Source organism: Candidatus Bartonella washoeensis Sb944nv (assembly GCF_000278135.1).
GTDB lineage: Bacteria > Pseudomonadota > Alphaproteobacteria > Rhizobiales > Rhizobiaceae > Bartonella > Bartonella washoeensis.
Genome location: NZ_JH725022.1, coordinates 569,674 through 586,202 on the forward strand (window position 1 = coordinate 569,674; position 16,529 = coordinate 586,202).

At 37.9% G+C, this 16,529-nt stretch carries 19 protein-coding genes, 1 tRNA gene and 1 pseudogene; 15 read left to right on the plus strand and 6 right to left on the minus strand.

Translation table 11 applies throughout. The features are described from left to right. Positions 1-24: 24 nt before the first annotated feature. Complete coding sequence (argC, locus tag MCQ_RS02350) at positions 25-960, minus strand: N-acetyl-gamma-glutamyl-phosphate reductase (protein WP_006923314.1); 936 nt, start codon at positions 958-960, stop codon at positions 25-27. A gap of 330 nt (positions 961-1,290) precedes the next feature. Here argC and glyA point away from each other — a divergent pair, with 330 nt between their 5' ends. The 6 genes from glyA to nusB all read left to right on the plus strand — a co-directional run bounded on the left by glyA (position 1,291) and on the right by nusB (position 5,834). Further along, a complete protein-coding gene (gene glyA, locus MCQ_RS02355; protein ID WP_006923315.1) occupies positions 1,291-2,598 on the plus strand; it encodes a serine hydroxymethyltransferase in 1,308 nt (435 codons plus the stop codon). A 23-nt stretch (positions 2,599-2,621) separates the two neighbouring features. Continuing rightward, a complete protein-coding gene (gene nrdR, locus MCQ_RS02360) occupies positions 2,622-3,104 on the plus strand; it encodes a transcriptional regulator NrdR (RefSeq protein WP_006923317.1) in 483 nt (160 codons plus the stop codon). After that, a complete protein-coding gene (gene ribD / locus MCQ_RS02365) occupies positions 3,097-4,224 on the plus strand; it encodes a bifunctional diaminohydroxyphosphoribosylaminopyrimidine deaminase/5-amino-6-(5-phosphoribosylamino)uracil reductase RibD (RefSeq protein ID WP_035007743.1) in 1,128 nt (375 codons plus the stop codon). Before nrdR ends, ribD begins: the two co-directional genes overlap by 8 nt. After that, the gene (locus tag MCQ_RS02370) at positions 4,206-4,823 is read left to right on the plus strand and encodes a riboflavin synthase (RefSeq protein ID WP_006923319.1); all 618 of its coding nucleotides are present in this window, start codon (positions 4,206-4,208) and stop codon (positions 4,821-4,823) included. The genes ribD and MCQ_RS02370 overlap by 19 nt, the downstream gene beginning before the upstream one ends. A 79-nt stretch (positions 4,824-4,902) precedes the next feature. Next, positions 4,903-5,361, plus strand: a complete 459-nt coding sequence (locus tag MCQ_RS02375) for a 6,7-dimethyl-8-ribityllumazine synthase (RefSeq protein ID WP_006923320.1) — start codon at positions 4,903-4,905, stop codon at positions 5,359-5,361. Between the two features lie 2 nt (positions 5,362-5,363). Then, positions 5,364-5,834: a transcription antitermination factor NusB gene (gene nusB, locus MCQ_RS02380; RefSeq protein WP_006923322.1), complete on the plus strand. Its 471-nt coding sequence runs from the start codon at positions 5,364-5,366 to the stop codon at positions 5,832-5,834. 67 nt (positions 5,835-5,901) lie between these two features. Here the strand turns inward: nusB and MCQ_RS02385 are convergent, their stop codons facing one another. After that, positions 5,902-6,384, minus strand: a complete 483-nt coding sequence (locus MCQ_RS02385) for an outer membrane protein assembly factor BamE (RefSeq protein ID WP_035007745.1) — start codon at positions 6,382-6,384, stop codon at positions 5,902-5,904. 203 nt (positions 6,385-6,587) lie between these two features. Between MCQ_RS02385 and MCQ_RS02390 the strand changes: the two genes are divergently transcribed. The 5 genes from MCQ_RS02390 (at position 6,588) to MCQ_RS02410 (ending at position 10,499) form a co-directional block, all read left to right on the plus strand. Further along, a complete protein-coding gene (locus MCQ_RS02390) occupies positions 6,588-7,145 on the plus strand; it encodes a YceD family protein (protein ID WP_006923326.1) in 558 nt (185 codons plus the stop codon). A 159-nt stretch (positions 7,146-7,304) separates the two neighbouring features. Continuing rightward, positions 7,305-8,375 (plus strand): phosphate acyltransferase PlsX, encoded by a 1,071-nt coding sequence (gene plsX, locus MCQ_RS02395; RefSeq protein WP_006923327.1) that lies wholly within the window; start codon positions 7,305-7,307, stop codon positions 8,373-8,375. 49 nt (positions 8,376-8,424) lie between these two features. Continuing rightward, positions 8,425-9,399 (plus strand): beta-ketoacyl-ACP synthase III, encoded by a 975-nt coding sequence (locus MCQ_RS02400; RefSeq protein ID WP_006923328.1) that lies wholly within the window; start codon positions 8,425-8,427, stop codon positions 9,397-9,399. Positions 9,400-9,476: 77 nt separating this feature from the next. Next, positions 9,477-9,803: an integration host factor subunit alpha gene (locus tag MCQ_RS02405; RefSeq protein WP_006923329.1), complete on the plus strand. Its 327-nt coding sequence runs from the start codon at positions 9,477-9,479 to the stop codon at positions 9,801-9,803. 192 nt (positions 9,804-9,995) lie between these two features. Next, complete coding sequence (locus tag MCQ_RS02410; RefSeq protein WP_006923330.1) at positions 9,996-10,499, plus strand: MerR family transcriptional regulator; 504 nt, start codon at positions 9,996-9,998, stop codon at positions 10,497-10,499. 46 nt (positions 10,500-10,545) lie between these two features. Here MCQ_RS02410 and thrS read toward each other — a convergent pair whose 3' ends face one another. The 3 genes from thrS to MCQ_RS02425 all read right to left on the minus strand — a co-directional run bounded on the left by thrS (position 10,546) and on the right by MCQ_RS02425 (position 13,424). Beyond that, positions 10,546-12,522: a threonine--tRNA ligase gene (thrS, locus tag MCQ_RS02415; protein ID WP_006923331.1), complete on the minus strand. Its 1,977-nt coding sequence runs from the start codon at positions 12,520-12,522 to the stop codon at positions 10,546-10,548. 119 nt (positions 12,523-12,641) lie between these two features. Continuing rightward, positions 12,642-12,995 carry a membrane protein insertion efficiency factor YidD gene (yidD, locus tag MCQ_RS02420; RefSeq protein WP_006923332.1) on the minus strand — a complete coding sequence of 118 codons (354 nt, stop codon included), beginning with the start codon at positions 12,993-12,995 and terminating at the stop codon, positions 12,642-12,644. Next, positions 12,996-13,424, minus strand: a complete 429-nt coding sequence (locus MCQ_RS02425; RefSeq protein WP_006923333.1) for an iron-sulfur cluster assembly scaffold protein — start codon at positions 13,422-13,424, stop codon at positions 12,996-12,998. A 125-nt stretch (positions 13,425-13,549) separates the two neighbouring features. On the opposite strand from MCQ_RS02425, the gene folE reads away from it, so the two are divergent. The 4 genes from folE (at position 13,550) to MCQ_RS02445 (ending at position 16,386) form a co-directional block, all read left to right on the plus strand. Continuing rightward, positions 13,550-14,167 (plus strand): GTP cyclohydrolase I FolE, encoded by a 618-nt coding sequence (gene folE, locus MCQ_RS02430; protein ID WP_006923334.1) that lies wholly within the window; start codon positions 13,550-13,552, stop codon positions 14,165-14,167. Positions 14,168-14,306: 139 nt separating this feature from the next. After that, positions 14,307-14,391 (plus strand) — tRNA-Leu (locus tag MCQ_RS02435). Between the two features lie 176 nt (positions 14,392-14,567). Beyond that, positions 14,568-15,755: an alpha/beta hydrolase gene (locus MCQ_RS02440; protein WP_006923335.1), complete on the plus strand. Its 1,188-nt coding sequence runs from the start codon at positions 14,568-14,570 to the stop codon at positions 15,753-15,755. Positions 15,756-15,891: 136 nt separating this feature from the next. Beyond that, entirely contained in the window at positions 15,892-16,386 is a 495-nt protein-coding gene (locus tag MCQ_RS02445; protein ID WP_006923337.1) for a hypothetical protein, read from the plus strand. A 2-nt stretch (positions 16,387-16,388) separates the two neighbouring features. Here the strand turns inward: MCQ_RS02445 and MCQ_RS08700 are convergent. Next, positions 16,389-16,529, minus strand: a pseudogene (locus tag MCQ_RS08700) (YqaJ viral recombinase family protein); the annotation flags it as partial.

Consider the following 16,529-nt stretch of genomic DNA (forward strand, 5'->3'; position numbering starts at 1 on the left):
TCAATACCAAAGATAAAGCTAATGTTAGCTCCCTGATAGCATTAAGTCAAGATTTTGAACAGCAGCTGCGGATGCACCTTTCCCTAAATTATCTAATATGGCACAGAGATTGAAAATCCCTTCGTTCTCGTTGCCAAAAACAAACAATTTCATACCATCTTTATGTGCTAGATATTCTGGGTTGAGTTTGCTAAGCGCATCAGTTTCTTCTTGTGATGCAATTGATATGATATTTTGTCCATCGTAATGATTCTCAAGAATTTCGCGCAAATCAGAACAGTTAGCTTTTTTTGTAAACAAATTACGATGGAGTGGAAGATTTACAATCATTCCTTGAGGAAAACGACCTACACTTGGTACGAAAATGGGTGTTTGGTTGATTTGTCCATATATTTTAATTTCTGGCACATGTTTATGTTTAAGGTTGAGACCATAAATAAAATAATTCTCCCAAAGATCGTCTTTTGGCGATTGGTTTTCCATTTGTGCAATCAATTGTTTACCACCACCTGTGTAACCAGATATTGCGTTAATTGATATCGGATAATAAGCGTCTAGCAGACCTGCTTCACGCAATGGTCGAATTAAGCTGATTGCGCCGGTAGGATAACATCCGGGATTTGTTACGTAACGCGCTTCTTGGATCCGTTCCTTTTGTCCTGTAGTCATTTCAGGAAACCCATAGACCCAGTTTGGTGCAACACGGTGAGCTGTTGAGCTATCGATAATTTTAATTTTTTTATTATTTTTGAGCTGGTTAACAGTTTCGCGTGCAACGTCATCTGGAAGACATAAAATAGCGATATCAGTTTGATTAAGACAGTCTCGACGAATATCAATGTTATGTCTATCTGTGTGAGAAAGAGAGAGTAATTCTAAATCCGAACGCTCGGCTAGTCGCTTTTGTATTTGTAATCCGGTTGTTCCATGTTCACCATCAATAAAAACTTTTGCTGCCATTTTATTTGCCTTAAATCAATTCTTTTTTCTATATTCAACTTATCACACTATAAATCATCATAAATGATTGAATATCTTAGGTAGGACGTTTTTTTCTTATAAAAAAATGGAGCAATAAGAATATGTTATGATAAACATAACATCCATTTTGCACTATTTTTTTTGTAGGGCTAGAATTTTATAAGATAGCAAAAAAATATTTCACTTTGCAAAAAAATAAGGCAAATGTTTGCCTTATTTTTAAATAAAAACAATTTAAAATATTTGGTCTGCACGACTTGCTGTGTTATCGTTTATTACTTTATTTTTTTAATTTTAGGAACGTGTTTTATGACTCAGCAAGCAAATGACACACAAAAGCGCTTTTTTAATGATAATTTACAAACTGTCGATCTTGCAATTTTTGATGCAATCAGGGGGGAGTTTGATCGTCAACAACATGAAATTGAGCTCATTGCATCAGAGAATATTGTTTCAAGAGCAGTTCTTGAAGCACAGGGATCGGTTTTAACCAATAAATATGCAGAAGGTTATCCAAGAAAGCGCTACTACGGAGGGTGTCATTTTGTTGATGTCGTTGAAGATTTAGCCATTGAGCGAGCAAAACAGCTTTTTGGTGCTGCTTTTGCGAATGTTCAGCCTAATTCTGGTAGCCAAATGAATCAAGCTGTGTTTTTAGCTTTAATGCAGCCTGGTGATACATTTATGGGGCTGGATTTAAATTCTGGTGGTCACCTTACTCATGGTTCATCTGTCAATATGTCAGGAAAATGGTTTAATGTTGTTTCCTATGGTGTGCGTCAAGAGGATCAAACTCTTGATATGGAGGAGGTTGAACGTCTTGCAAAGGAACATAAGCCCAAACTTATTATAGCAGGTGGATCGGCTTATTCTCGCTTATGGGATTGGAAACGATTCCGTGAAATTGCAGATGAGATAGGCGCTTATTTACTCGTTGATATGTCTCATATTGCTGGTTTAGTTGCTGGTGGTGTTCATCCGTCACCTGTGCCACATGCACATATTGTAACGACTACAACGCATAAATCGCTACGAGGTCCTCGTGGTGGTTTGATATTGACCAATGATGAAATTTTAGCCAGAAAAATGAATTCGGCGATTTTCCCCGGTCTTCAAGGTGGTCCTTTAATGCATGTGATTGCAGCTAAAGCTGTTGCTTTTGGAGAGGCTTTACAGCCTGATTTCAAGGATTATAGTGCTAATGTTGTTGCTAATGCGAAAACCTTAGCAAAGACATTACAGGATAATGGTTTTAATATTGTTTCTGGCGGTACAGATAATCATTTATTATTGGTTGATTTGCGTTCAAAAAAAGTAACAGGAAAACGTGCGGAATTGGCTTTGGGGCGTGCTCATATTACCTGCAATAAAAATGGTATTCCTTTTGATCTTGAATCACCCTCTGTAACATCGGGGATTCGTTTGGGATCACCTGCTGCGACGACGCGTGGTTTTGCAGAAAGCGAGTTTATTCAAATTGGTCATATGATTTCAGAAGTTCTTGATGGTCTTAAGGGGGCAAAAAGTGATGAGGATAATAGTAGCGTTGAAATGGCTGTTAGGAAAAAGGTGGAAGATATGACGAATAAATTTCCTCTTTACTCGTATCTTCGTTAACCCTTGTTAAGGATAAAAAAAAGATGCGCTGTCCTTACTGCCAATACGAGGATACACAGGTTAAGGATTCGCGCCCTGCTGAAGAGGGGGCGGTAATTCGTCGTCGGCGTGTGTGTTCCTTTTGTGGTGGCCGTTTTACGACTTTTGAACGTGTTCAACTGCGTGAGCTCTTGGTTTCTAAAAAAAGTGGTCGATGTGAGCCTTTTGATCGTGATAAATTGATGCGATCGGTTGATATAGCTGTGCGTAAACGCAATATTGATCCCGATTATCTTGAACGGACAATTTCTGGCATTGTACGTCGGCTCGAAAGTTTAGGGGAACCAGAGATTGCTTCGGAAAAAATTGGGCATCTTGTTCTGGAAGCATTGAAAAGCATTGATGATATTGCTTATATTCGGTTTGCTTCCGTTTATCGAGATTTTCGTAATGCAAGCGATTTTCATGATGTTATAGACGAGTTGTCAAAGGGTATAACGGGTACAGAATCTTGTTTTGATGAATAAAAAAGCTCAAGATGAGCGGTTTATGGCTGCAGCTATCCGTTTGGCACAACGTCATGTTGGACTTACTGGTGAAAATCCTTCTGTCGGTACATTGATCGCACGAAATGATGACAGTGCAGGGACATCCATTGTTGGTTATGGCGTGACAGCTATCAACGGGAGGCCTCATGCTGAGGTACAAGCTCTACACATGGCAGGCCCTTTGGCTCGTGGGGCAACTGTCTATGTTACTTTAGAGCCTTGTTCGCATTATGGCAAAACTTTACCGTGTGTAAATGCTCTCATCAATTCAGGTGTTTCAAGGGTTGTTATTGCTCTTACTGATCTAGATCGGCGGGTTGATGGTCGTGGTATTGCCCTTTTGCGTGCAGCTGGTATTGAAGTTGTTGAGGGCGTCTTAGCTGAAGAGGCTTTTGAAGCGTTGTGCACTCATTGGTGTGTAAGGAAGCTGCGACGCTGTGCAGTCACTTTAAAAATGGCAATTTCTGCTGATAATGGTGTAGGAAAAAAAGGGCAGGGTGGCATAAAAATTAGTGGAGTCACTTCTCATACCCATACGCACATTTTACGCGCTCAAAATAATGCTATTATCGTTGGTATTGGCACTGTATTAGCGGATGATCCACAATTAAATTGCCGTTTGCCAGGAATGGAAATGCGTTCGCCTATACGTATTATTTTGGATACAGATTTATGCATTCCACTTAATGCAAAAGTTGTCCAAACGGCAACGACAACACCTACATGGGTTATTTGTGGTGCAAATTTTGCAAACAATGGCAAAAAAAGTGCGCTGGAACAATGTGGTGTATCTGTGTATTCAGTAGAAATGAGCAATGGTTGCATGCAGCCTCTTGCTATTTTACAGCTGCTTTATCAATGTGGAATCAATAGCGTTTTAATTGAGGGAGGCGTAAAGACAGGAGAAAAATTTTTAAATGCTGGTTGTGTGGATCATTTGGTATGCTTTTATGCACCGGTTATTTTAGGTGAAGACCGTATTGAAGCCCCTCATTTTGCGAATTATCTCTCACAATTTCGTGAAGTTGAAACAAGAATGTTTGGAAGTGATCGTTTTTATAAATGGAGGCGTAAGACATTATGTTCACAGGGATTATAACGGATATTGGTTGCGTTGAAGATGTTCAATCTTTAAACAAAGGAGTGCATTTAAATATTTCTACGCGTTATGATATAGATAGCTTAGAAATTGGCGCATCAATTGCGTGTTCAGGAATTTGTTTGACAATTGTTGAGAGAGGATCAAAACAAGCGAATACCAATTGGTTTGCTGTGGAAGCGTGGGAAGAAACGTTGCGTTTGACTAATCTTGCACAATGGACAAAAGGAACTTTTGTTAATTTGGAACGCTCTCTACGATTGGGTGATGAAATGGGTGGGCATTTAGTTTCTGGTCATATTGATGGTTTGGCTGAGATTATTGATCAGAAAAATGAAGGGGATGCAGTTCGTTTTTTTCTACAACTTCCAACACGGTTGACTCCCTTTATTGTAAATAAGGGTTCTATTGCACTTAATGGAACATCTTTAACCGTCAATTCTGTTGAGGATCGTATTTTTGATGTGCTCATTATTCGTCATACACTGCAAATGACAACTTGGGGGCAAGTTAAAATTGGAGATCAGATCAATTTAGAAATTGATCAACTTGCTCGTTATGCTGCCAAACTTTCTGGCTTTAAAATGAAAGATGAATAAGCTGAACGTTTATTATAATTTTTAAAATTTTGAGTTCTATACTCTTAAACTCTTTGGTTGTTTTTTCTGGGATTCTTTTATGACAAAAGAGATAGATAAGAAATCGCATGTATTGATTGTTGAAGCGCGTTTTTATGATGGGATTTCTGATGCGCTTCTTATAGGTGCAGTGAATACTTTGCAAAAAGCTGAAGCAAGCTATGATCTTGTCACGGTGCCAGGAGCATTAGAAATACCTGGTGCAATAGCTTTTGCCGAAAAAAGTAGTAAGGTACGTTACGATGGCTATGTGGCACTTGGTTGTGTTATTCGCGGTGAAACGTATCATTTTGAAATTGTTGCCAATGATTCTTGTCGCGCATTGATGGATTTAACTATCCATAAGAACTTGGCTATTGGAAATGGTATTTTGACAGTTGAAAGTGAAAAACAAGCATGGGCACGTGCAAAACAGGATGAAAAAAATAAGGGTGGTTTTGCTGCTGAAGCTGCTTTATGTATGATCGCTCTAAAAAAGAGATTTGGAGATAATCATTAAATATGGCTGATATAAAAGGCAAATATTCTCCGCGTTCAGCCAATAAACGCGGAGCAGCAAGACTTGCTGCAGTTCAAGCACTTTATCAAATGGATATAGTAGGTTCTGGTGTAATGGAAACAGCAGCTGAATATGAGGCTTATCGTTTAGGAAAAGATATTGATGGATATCAATATCTTGATGCTGATTTTCAATGGTTTTTGGCTATTATAACGGGCGTTGTAAAAGATCAAAAACAGCTTGATCCTATGCTTCATCAACAGCTTTCTGCAGAGTGGTCGCTTTCACGTCTTGATTCTATACTACGAGCAATTTTGCGTGCAGGTTTATGGGAGTTGATCAACCGCAAAGATGTCCCTATTGCTGTTGTTATGAGTGAATATGTTGATATAGCAAAGGCGTTTTTTGAAGGTGATGAACCAAAGCTTGTCAATGCGGTTCTTGATAGCATGGCGAAAAAAATTCGCTCCTAAAAACAGCGTTATAACCTCAATATTATCAGAATTGATAATATTGAGGTTATATATAAATTATTAGAATTTAATTATGTGTTGGCAAAGTCGCAGGGCCTTTAATAATCTGGATCAAGAAAGGCTGTTCTTTGGTCACAGTAGGTGTTGTTTGGGCGATAAAGTCGAATATTTGACCATCTTGTAGACCATAGTTAGCTATTTTAGTAACCTGATCACTTTTATCAAAGTAGATGGCCAAGACTTTGCGATCAATAATTTTCGTTTTCATAAACTGCATCCCACGGTAGCGCGTTTGTGAGATATAATAAAAGACCTCATTATCATATTTTGTTTTTAGAGAAGGGGTTCCTAAAGTTAAAATAACCTGCTCCTGACTTGATCCAATAGAGATAGAATCAAGAGCATTTTTATCAAGGATATAGCCTTCTTTATATATCTGGCTTGAACTACAACCTGCAATTGCTATCATGCTTGTTATTAACAGACCAACCAACACTTTACGTTTGATTAAGGCCACTATGTGGGGCTCCTGAAACAATGATATCTCCATTTTATACTTAGATGTATGACAAGAAGGCAACCTCAAGTTTTTTCTAATTTTAGCTTAATCTGCCATAGCTTACATTGAGTTTCCCTGTTATAAAGCAAATTATGCCATACAGAATTTCTTTAGAAAAGAAAAAAATGAATGAAATGTACTTTGGCTAAATAAAAGCACAGTATATTATATCCCTTCATATTCGGGAGTTGTCAATGAATGTTCAAAATGTTTCTCAAATGACATTTGCTTTGGCTTATCCAATCTCAGTGCGTTCATTACCTCTTAAAGGTATAAGGGTTCACATTTGTGCAGATCAGCGCGAGTGTGCGCATTTGGCTAAGAATCATGATTTAGTTGAAGTGAAATTTTGTGAGGGAGAATTCCATGTTTTACCATGGAAAAAACGTGGTGTACGCGTAAAAGGTTTATTGCGGGCACGTATAATACAACTGTGTGTTATCACATTGGAACCACTAGAAAATAGTCTTCATGAAAATATTGAGGTTGTTTTTGTTCCTGAAAACTCAAATTTGATGAAACCAAAAATATCAGAGGATACAGGTGAGTTATTTTTAGATGCTGAAGGGCTAGATACTCCAGAAGTGTTTTATGGTGATAAAATTGATATTGGTGCAGTCATGGAAGAATTTTTTGAGTTGTCAATTGATCATTATCCGCGCAAAAAGGGGATAAATATGAGTATGATTGAAAATTTAGAAGAATCTGAGCAGAAATTATCACCATTTTCTGTTTTAAAAAGTTGGAAGTAATTGTAAAAAAATAAAAAAAATTATCTATTGTATACTTTTATAAAAACAGTATTTTCCGTGAGTCTATTTTTTGCGTGATATACTTTTGGGTTGTTTTAGGAGCAAAAATTGCAACATGAGTTTAAAATGCGTAAATGAAAAGATGTAGGATATACAAGCGTGATTAGAATTTCTGTGGATGTAATGGGTGGTGATTATGGTCCGGAAGCAACTATTGCAGGAGCAGCAATTGTAAAAAAATATTTGCCAAATATTCATTTTCTATTTTATGGAGTAGAAGAGGCTGTTAAACCAGTTTTAAAAAAATACCCTTGTTTAGCTGCGGTATCGCATTTTTATCCCACAGAAAGTTATACGCGCATGGATGAGAAGCCAAGCCAAGCACTTCGCAATGGGCGGGGTAAATCATCAATGTGGCATGCAATTGAAGCCGTAAAAAATGGTGAAGCTGATGTTTGCATTTCTGCTGGCAATACTGGTGCACTCATGGCAATGTCCTATTTTTGTTTAAAAATGATGGCAGAGGCTGAACGTCCTGGGATTGCAGGTATTTGGCCAACGCTTCGCAGTGAGAGTATCGTTTTGGATATTGGGGCAACGATTGGTGCATCTGCTAACCAGTTGGTTGATTTGGCAGTTATGGGGGCGGGTATGTTTCGTGCACTTTATCACACTGAAAAACCAAGTGTTGGACTTTTAAATGTTGGTGTTGAAGAGGTTAAAGGCCTTTATGAAATCAAAAAGGCCGGAATGATATTGCGTGAAGTGCAATTAGAGGGATTAGAGTATAAAGGATTTGTTGAAGGTAATGATATTGGAAAGGGAACAGTAGACGTTGTTGTAACAGAAGGATTTTCTGGTAATATTGCTTTAAAAACTGCAGAAGGGACTGCGCGGCAGATAGGGGAAATCTTAAACACTGCACTGCGCAGCTCTTTTTTATCATCCCTTGGTTATTTTTTATCGCGGAGCGCTTTTCGTACACTGAAACAGAAAATGGACCCTGATAGGGTTAATGGTGGAGTGCTTTTAGGTTTGAACGGTGTTGTTATAAAAAGTCATGGTAGTGCTAATGCTCACGGTTTTGCTTCTGCTATCCATGTTGGTTATAAGATGGTCAATAATGAACTTTTGAAAAAAATAACTGCTGATTTACGGCGCTTTCATGAGAATAAAGAAACAATTTTTGATAAAGAAGATGAAGCCATGATGAATGAGGAGACCATATGATAAACGTTTGTCGTAGAAGTGAGAAATCGCAAGAAAAGGTTAGAACCTAATGATTCGATCAGTTGTACGCGGTGTAGGAAGTGCCTTGCCCCAAAAAAGCTTATCGAATGATGAGATTGCGAAGTTTGTTGAAACATCAGATTCGTGGATTGTTCAGCGTACAGGAATACGCCAACGTTACATTGCCAATAAAAATGAAACAACGGTTTCTTTAGGAATAGAAGCTGCACAGGCGGCGCTTGTCAATGCTGGTCTAACAATAAAAGATATTGATTGTATTATTTTAGCCACTTCAACACCAAACCGTACTTTTCCTGCTTCTGCTGTTGAGATTCAGTATGCTTTAGGAATGAGCCATGGATTTGCTTTTGATATTCAAGCCGTTTGTTCTGGTTTTATTTTTGCTTTGACAACAGGAGATACCTATTTACGTAGTGGAGCAGCTAAAAGAATTTTGGTTATTGGGTCTGATACATTCTCTCGAATTTTAGATTGGGAAGATCGTACGACATGTGTTTTGTTTGGTGATGGTGCTGGCGCTGCTATTTTGGAAGCACAGAAAATTAGAAGTGGTATTGCTTGTGATTATGGCATATTGTCTGCAAAGTTGCGCTCTAATGGTGCTTATATAGATAAGCTGTATGTTGATGGTGGTCCTTCAACAACGCAAACGACAGGCTATTTACGTATGGAAGGACGAGAAGTTTTTAAATATGCCGTTGGTATGATAACAGATGTGGTTGATGATTGTTTTGCAGCTGCTGGTATTAATTCTTCACAATTAGATTGGTTTGTACCTCATCAGGCTAATAAACGGATTATTGAAGCATCAGTTAAAAAACTCGGAATTGCTATAGATAAAGTTGTGATTACCGTTGATCAACATGGTAATACTTCTGCAGCATCGGTGCCATTAGCTTTAACAACGGCTATTCACGATGGAAGAATTAAAAAAGGAGATCTCGTCATGTTAGAAGCTATGGGAGGTGGATTTACATGGGGAGCCATTCTTATTCGTTGGTAGATTATAGTCGCTTGACCATATTTGAATAAAACGTATAAATCATTTTGTAATTTTTAATATTTGAATAGGTGATTATAATGACAAGTAAGACAGTAACGCGTGCAGATTTAGCGAGCGTAGTTTGTAGAAAAGTAGGCTTGTCACATACTGAATCAGCAGCTTTGGTTGAATTAGTTTTGGATGAAATTTGCAATTCACTTGTAAGAGGTGAAGCAGTTAAACTTTCTTCTTTTGCGACTTTTCAAGTGCGCAATAAAAGTGAGCGTGTTGGACGCAACCCAAAAACTGGTGTTGAAGCACCTATCCTGCCACGACGTGTTGTGACATTTAAAGCTGCAAACGTACTTAAACAAAGAATTTTAGATTCGCATCGTGCAAGAAGAAAAATAATGTCACCTGAATAGATACTGTTACAATGTCTGGTATTTGTTAAAAAAAATTGTATAAATAAAGTCCTCTATTCTGTTTTAAGTAAAAAGCTTTTTAGTTTAAATTCAGTCAAGTATAGTCCTATTTTTGACCAATCTTGTTGAGAAATTAAAATTTAATGAGTCGTTATAGAAACGTTTTAAGTGTTTTAGATAAGGTATTGCAAAATGGATAAGAGCTCCGATGCTTTTCGCACAATTAGCGAAGTAGCCGAGTTGTTGGAGCTTCCGCAGCATGTGTTAAGATTTTGGGAAACACGTTTTAGGCAAATTAAGCCAATGAAACGTGGCGGCGGAAGACGCTATTATCGCCCAGCTGATGTTGATTTGCTCAATGGTATAAAGCAGTTGCTGTATGATCAGGGTTATACAATAAAAGGTGTGCAGCGCCTTTTGAAAGAAAATGGTGTTGCTTTTGTTACTGCATTTGGTAATGGTGATCTTGATACTATGAATGTTGTAATAGAAAAGAAACACTCAGAACAAATTTCTGAATCTACCAGTAGTGATCCTAAAAACTCTTCTTTTGGACTTTTGAGTTTCATGAAGAATGAAGGGGAATCTTCTGTCGGTTCTGTTAATGTTTCCAAAGATAAAACTGATAAAGCATTGTTGCAAGAAACGCTATTTGAACTCATTGAATGTAAGCGTGTGCTTGACAGAGCTCGCTAACGATGTTTCTCTTCGCTTTATAGCTCCTCTTATCTCTTACCTTGCTCTAAGTGTTCATTAAACGGCGCAAATCTGGTGGTGTTGCTTCATTTGTAAGCTGCTTAATGACTTCTTCTATAGATAAAAGAACTTGATCTGTACTTCCTAAGCGGCGCATATTCACACTGTTTGTTTCAGATTCTCGTCTACCACATACCAAAATTACTGGAACTTTTTGCAAAGAATGTTCACGTATTTTATAGTTAATTTTTTCATTACGAAGATCTGATGTTGTTGAAAGTCCGACAGCTTTCAGTCTTGCCGTTATTTTTTTTGCGTATTCATTTGCTTCGGATGTAATTGTTGCTACTACAACCTGTCGAGGTGCAAGCCAAAGTGGCATGTGTCCAGCAAAGTGTTCAATTAATATGCCAAGAAAACGCTCCATTGATCCAAAAATAGCCCGATGAATCATAACAGGCTGGCGTTTTTCTGAATCTTTATCAATATAGAATGCGCCAAAACGTTCAGGTAAATTGAAATCTAATTGTGTTGTACCACATTGCCATTCGCGACCGATCGCATCTTTTAACGTATATTCAAATTTAGGTCCATAAAATGCACCTTCACCTGGCAAGATGCTTGTTTTGATGCGTCCTTCAGATTCTATCTCAATGGTTTTGAGAACAGATATCATGATATTTTCCGCATGATCCCATAATGCATCAGATCCGACTCGTTTTTCTGGGCGTGTTGAAAGTTTAAGGTTGATTTCTTTAAAACCAAAATCAGCATAAGTTGATAAAATTAAATTATTAATACTCAGGCATTCATCAGCTAACTGCTCATCTGTACAAAAAATATGCGCATCATCTTGTGTAAAGCTACGTACACGCATAAGACCATGTAGAGAGCCTGAAGGCTCATAACGATGGACAAGACCAAACTCAGCGAGTCTAACTGGCAAATCACGGTAAGATTTTAAACCATGCTTAAAAATTTGTACATGACCAGGACAATTCATTGGTTTAAGAGCGTAAATATTTCCATTATCCCAGTCTTCAGCTGCTGGAATTGCTTTGAACATATTCTCTTTATACCATTCCCAATGGCCAGACATTTCCCAAAGTGATTTATCAAGAACTTGCGGTGCATTCACTTCAGCGTATTGATGATCATCGAGGCATCGACGCATATAGTTGATTAAATTTTGTAACATTTTCCAACCTTTGGGATGCCAGAAAATCATTCCTGGGCTTTCTTCTTGAAAATGAAACAAATCCATTTCACGTCCTAAGCGTCGGTGATCACGTTTTTCAGCTTCTTCTAGCATGTGTAGGTAAGCTTTTAAGTCATTCTCATTAGCAAATGCTGTACCATAAATTCTTGTTAGCATCGGATTATTAGCATCTCCCCGCCAATAAGCTCCTGCGACTTTCATCAGTTTGAAAGCATTTCCAATTTGTCCAGTAGATTGCATGTGTGGACCACGGCAAAGATCAAACCAATCGCCTTGATAATAGACTTTCAAATCCTGATTTTCGGGAATGCTATCAATCAGCTCTACTTTATAAAGCTCGTTTTTTTGAGAAAAAATCTCCTTTGCTTTTTTGCGAGACCAAACTTCTTTTCTGAAAGGTTTATTACGTTGGATAATTTCACGCATTTTTTTTTCAATGATGGTGAGGTCACTCAATGTAAAAGGTTGTTCACGTGCAAAATCATAATAAAAACCATTTTCAATGACAGGGCCAATTGTAACTTGTGTTCCAGGAAAGAGCTCCTGTACAGCTTCGGCTAGAACATGTGCACAATCATGGCGAATAAGCTCAAGAGCACGCGAATCTTCGCGGGTAATAATTTCTATTTGACCAGACTGCTCTAAAGGATCCGATAAATCTTTTGTGATACCGTTAAGGCTGTAGGCAACTGCTTTTTTTGCAAGTGATTTAGAAATAGATTCCGCTAATTCTAAACCAGTCATTTCATTGGGATAATCACGTTTTGAACCATCGGGAAAAGAAAGAGAAACAGAGTAAGACATAAAACACTCCTTTAATCCAATTCCGCGAACGATTGCGGATGGTTTCGTGAAAACTTAGTGATCATTCCATTAAGGCCAATAGGCTATTTTCTATCAATACATATGAAAAAAGAAAAGAACTATTTGTTATGTCTAGAAGAAATTTTCCAGTAGTGCCAAGGTTTATAAAAACAGTAAGAATTGCCAAGAGAAATAGGTACTGGATCAAAACCATGTGTTCCAAATGGACCACAACGCACGAGACGAAAAAGACCTAACCACGCACCAGCCCACAGCCCGTGACGTGCAACTGCTTCATAAGTATACTCTGAACAGGTTGGTACATGGCGACATTGATTTCCTATAAAGCTAGAAAGTGTTAGTTGATAAAAACGTATCAAGAAAATACCAAGTAATCGTCCCGGTGTTTTTCGCCAATGGCCTGTATAATTTCGAGTTGTTCTCTTTTTGGATTTAGAATATATCTCAGACATTTATTTTTCTTCAATTTGTTCGATACAATCTATCACGGCATCAAAAATAAGCATCGTTGATGTGTGACGCACTTTATAATCTTTAATGGGCTGCAAGCAAGAAAATGCTTCAAATGGAGCTGAAGGAGGGGGGCCATTTTCTGTCAGCATATGATAGATAATTTCACGTAATATTTTAAGATTTTTTGTTGTTTGGCCGATGATATGATATGCTAAAAGTGAAGCTGCAGCTTGTCCTAGCACACATGCATGCACTTCGTGAGCGAAATCTGTAATGATACAATTTTCTACTTTTAAATCTACAGTGACTGTTGAGCCGCAAAGGCGCGCATGTTTTTTTGACGTTGCATCCGGATTATCAAGGCGGCCAATTTTGCTTATATGCGCAGCATATTCAAGTATTTTTTCATTATAGATATTATCAATCATGAGCACTTGCCTGAAATTTCGAGAGCTGTGATTGTTTAAGCTTTTAAATCGATTATATAGAGATTATACAGGATACAATAGAGAGGTAGCAAACGCTTTGTATATGGTAAATTTGGAGTTTTTAAATGCATAATGTTCAAGGTGATAATAAGAACCCATTTTTATCTGGGGGAAAGCGTCCTAGTTTTGAAGAAGTGGAAGCAGCGATTCGTACATTGCTGTTATGGATAGGAGAGGATCCGAATCGAGAAGGGCTTTTAGATACTCCGAGCCGTGTAGCTAAGGCATATCGTAATCTTTTTACAGGTTATAGCGAATCGGTTGAAGAAATCTTGGGCACAGTTTTTGAAGAGGTTTCAGGATACAATGAATCGGTAATAATGAAGGATCTCTCTTTTTATTCACATTGCGAACATCATATGATTCCAATTGTTGGTAAAGCTCATATCGCTTATCTTCCTGATAAAAAGGTTGTTGGTCTTTCAAAAATTGCACGTGTTGTAGATGCTTTTTCTCGTCGCTTACAGACACAAGAAGCCATGACAGCTCAAATAGCTAATGCTTTAGAAGTCCATCTAAAACCTCGCGGTGTTGCGGTTTTGATTGAGGCTGAACACATGTGCATGGCTATGAGAGGAGTACAAAAGCAGGGAGCTACCACGATTACAACAAGTTTTCATGGTTCTTACGAAAAAGATAAAGTTGCACAGGCTAATTTTATGATGATGGTATGTAGACCATAGTAAAGTCCATGTTCTCATAATTTTTATCGGGTTATAAAGTAGTTTGGATAAAATAAATTCTCTGAAAGTGAAAATGGGCTTGTACCTTGCTTTGTGATTTGTTAAATCCAAAAAAACGATATGTTTGGCTTCACCACGTGCGGTCGTGGCGGAATTGGTAGACGCGCAGCGTTGAGGTCGCTGTGGGGCAACCCGTGGAAGTTCGAGTCTTCTCGACCGCACCATTTGCATTCTCAGTGGTTGTTAAAGATAAATAGGGGGATAGTGCGCATTAGAGTGGGATTTTTTAGCGTATTATTTTTAGAGCATTCCTAGTAATGCTTTCATTTCAGGTCCGTGGGATTTCTTCCTTATACTTGTAGATTTGAAATGTTGCTTCTTTTAAGGGGATGGTATTGCAGTGAAAACTCCAGTATTTTTAAACTATGTAATACTTTTTATTTGTGTTTCTTTATTAACTGCGTGTAGTCAGTCACGTGCTGTACTTTGGCATGGAGTACATGCAACACCATCTATGATTGCAGTGCAAAAGGAAGTTGAAGGTAGACTGATTCCTCCAAAGGCTATCGTTCCAGTGTATGTTGCAACAAGTCGTATGATGCAAAAAAACTATTCTCAGCCTTATGGAGCAGAGCGATCAAATAAAGTGCACTATAATCGCGTTGATATAGGAATCCCTCAACAACATGTGAAAGGTGTTGTTGAGACAAATGCGTATAGCCCCACACACGATAAATATTTTGCGGCAGTGGCGTTGCAAAAATACGATAACAAGGAACAATTTAAGCAGCAATTGAATGCTGATTTAGAGAAAAAACCAAAAGGAAAAAGAGAAATCTTCCTTTTTATTCATGGTTATAATAATAATTTTGCAGATGGCACATTTCGTACAGCGCAGTTTACATATGATTATTCTTTAAATGTTGTTTCTGTGCACTATTCTTGGCCTTCTGCTGGTTCAATTCCACTTTATATTTATGATCGTGATAGTGCCAATTTCGCGCGTGATGGACTTATGGAGCTCTTGACACTCATTAGCGAAACTAAAGCTGATCAGATTACGGTTATCGCGCACTCTATGGGAAATTTTGTCATAATGGAGGCATTTAGAACTCTGGCATTAAAAGGAAAATATACACCTATTCGCCGTATTACAAGTTTCTTGATGGCCGCGCCGGACATTGATATTGATGTGTTTGAGCGTCAACTGAATGATGTTAAGAAATTACCTCATCCGACAGCTATTTTGGTGTCTCGAGCAGATAAAGCTCTCGCTGTTTCAGGCCATCTTACGGGTGGGCATCATCGTGTCGGTGATGGTTCAGATATTGAAATGTTGCGTAAAAATGGGATAACTGTTCTTGATTTTTCTCATGTTGATGGTGGAGCACACAATGTATTTGCCTCTTCGCCAACGTTAATGGCTCTTATTCGAGAAGGTTCTTTGGCTTCAACAATTATGCAGGGTACAGAATTATCACCCAGTCAGGCGCTTCTTGCTGATAGTAGTAGTGTTTTAGAGAAGACAACTCACCTTATCTTTTATACACCCGTACGTCTTTTATCTCCAATAGCTCGACGTAAATAAGAAAAGGGTAGAACTATATTCTTCAAATATAAATAGATTGGCAACAATATTTTTAGCACTTTCTTTAGAATGAATCTGTACAATTAAAAATGAATAGCGGAATGAATGTAAAAACTAGTCATTAGGTGAATTCATAATGGTTGCACAAAAATGCTATGCTAATACGCCTACATTAGTTGACTATTTATCTCATTCCGCAAATAAGTTGTTAGATATTCATACTATACTTTTGAAGGTGAGAGAAGACAATATGGGGGGTAATCCAAATTTATTACATCAAATTGATTCCACAAAGAAACAGTTGGATGAGATTAGTCATGCTCTTATTTTAGAATACCGCAAACGCCAAGAAAATGAGCGTTTTTTAAAGCAAATTTTGCTATCAATTTCCGATCAGCTTTTCTCACTTAATAATGGTTTCAAAGAAACTGGACGTCTTTTCTTTCAAGAGATTAGAATGCTTCAATCTCAGATGCAGTGTTTTTGCGAGGGTAGGGAGAGGCAACATTTATTGGATAGCCAAGAATCTTTTTATTCTCCTTCAAAGATTGATGAAGTCATTAAACAATTACAAAAAGCGCGAGAAAAGCTTATTATTGAAAGCCCGCACCTTTTTGAAAAAGAACATTAGAAAAAGCGTGGGTCAAAGCTTACGAAATCACACCATTTGCGCCCTGTACAAGCCATTTGGAATTGCATTTGTGCGTGATATTCTGGTTTGATTTTGTCATCTATACAGAAGCGCATATGTGTTGCTGATCTCGGGCATTTGAC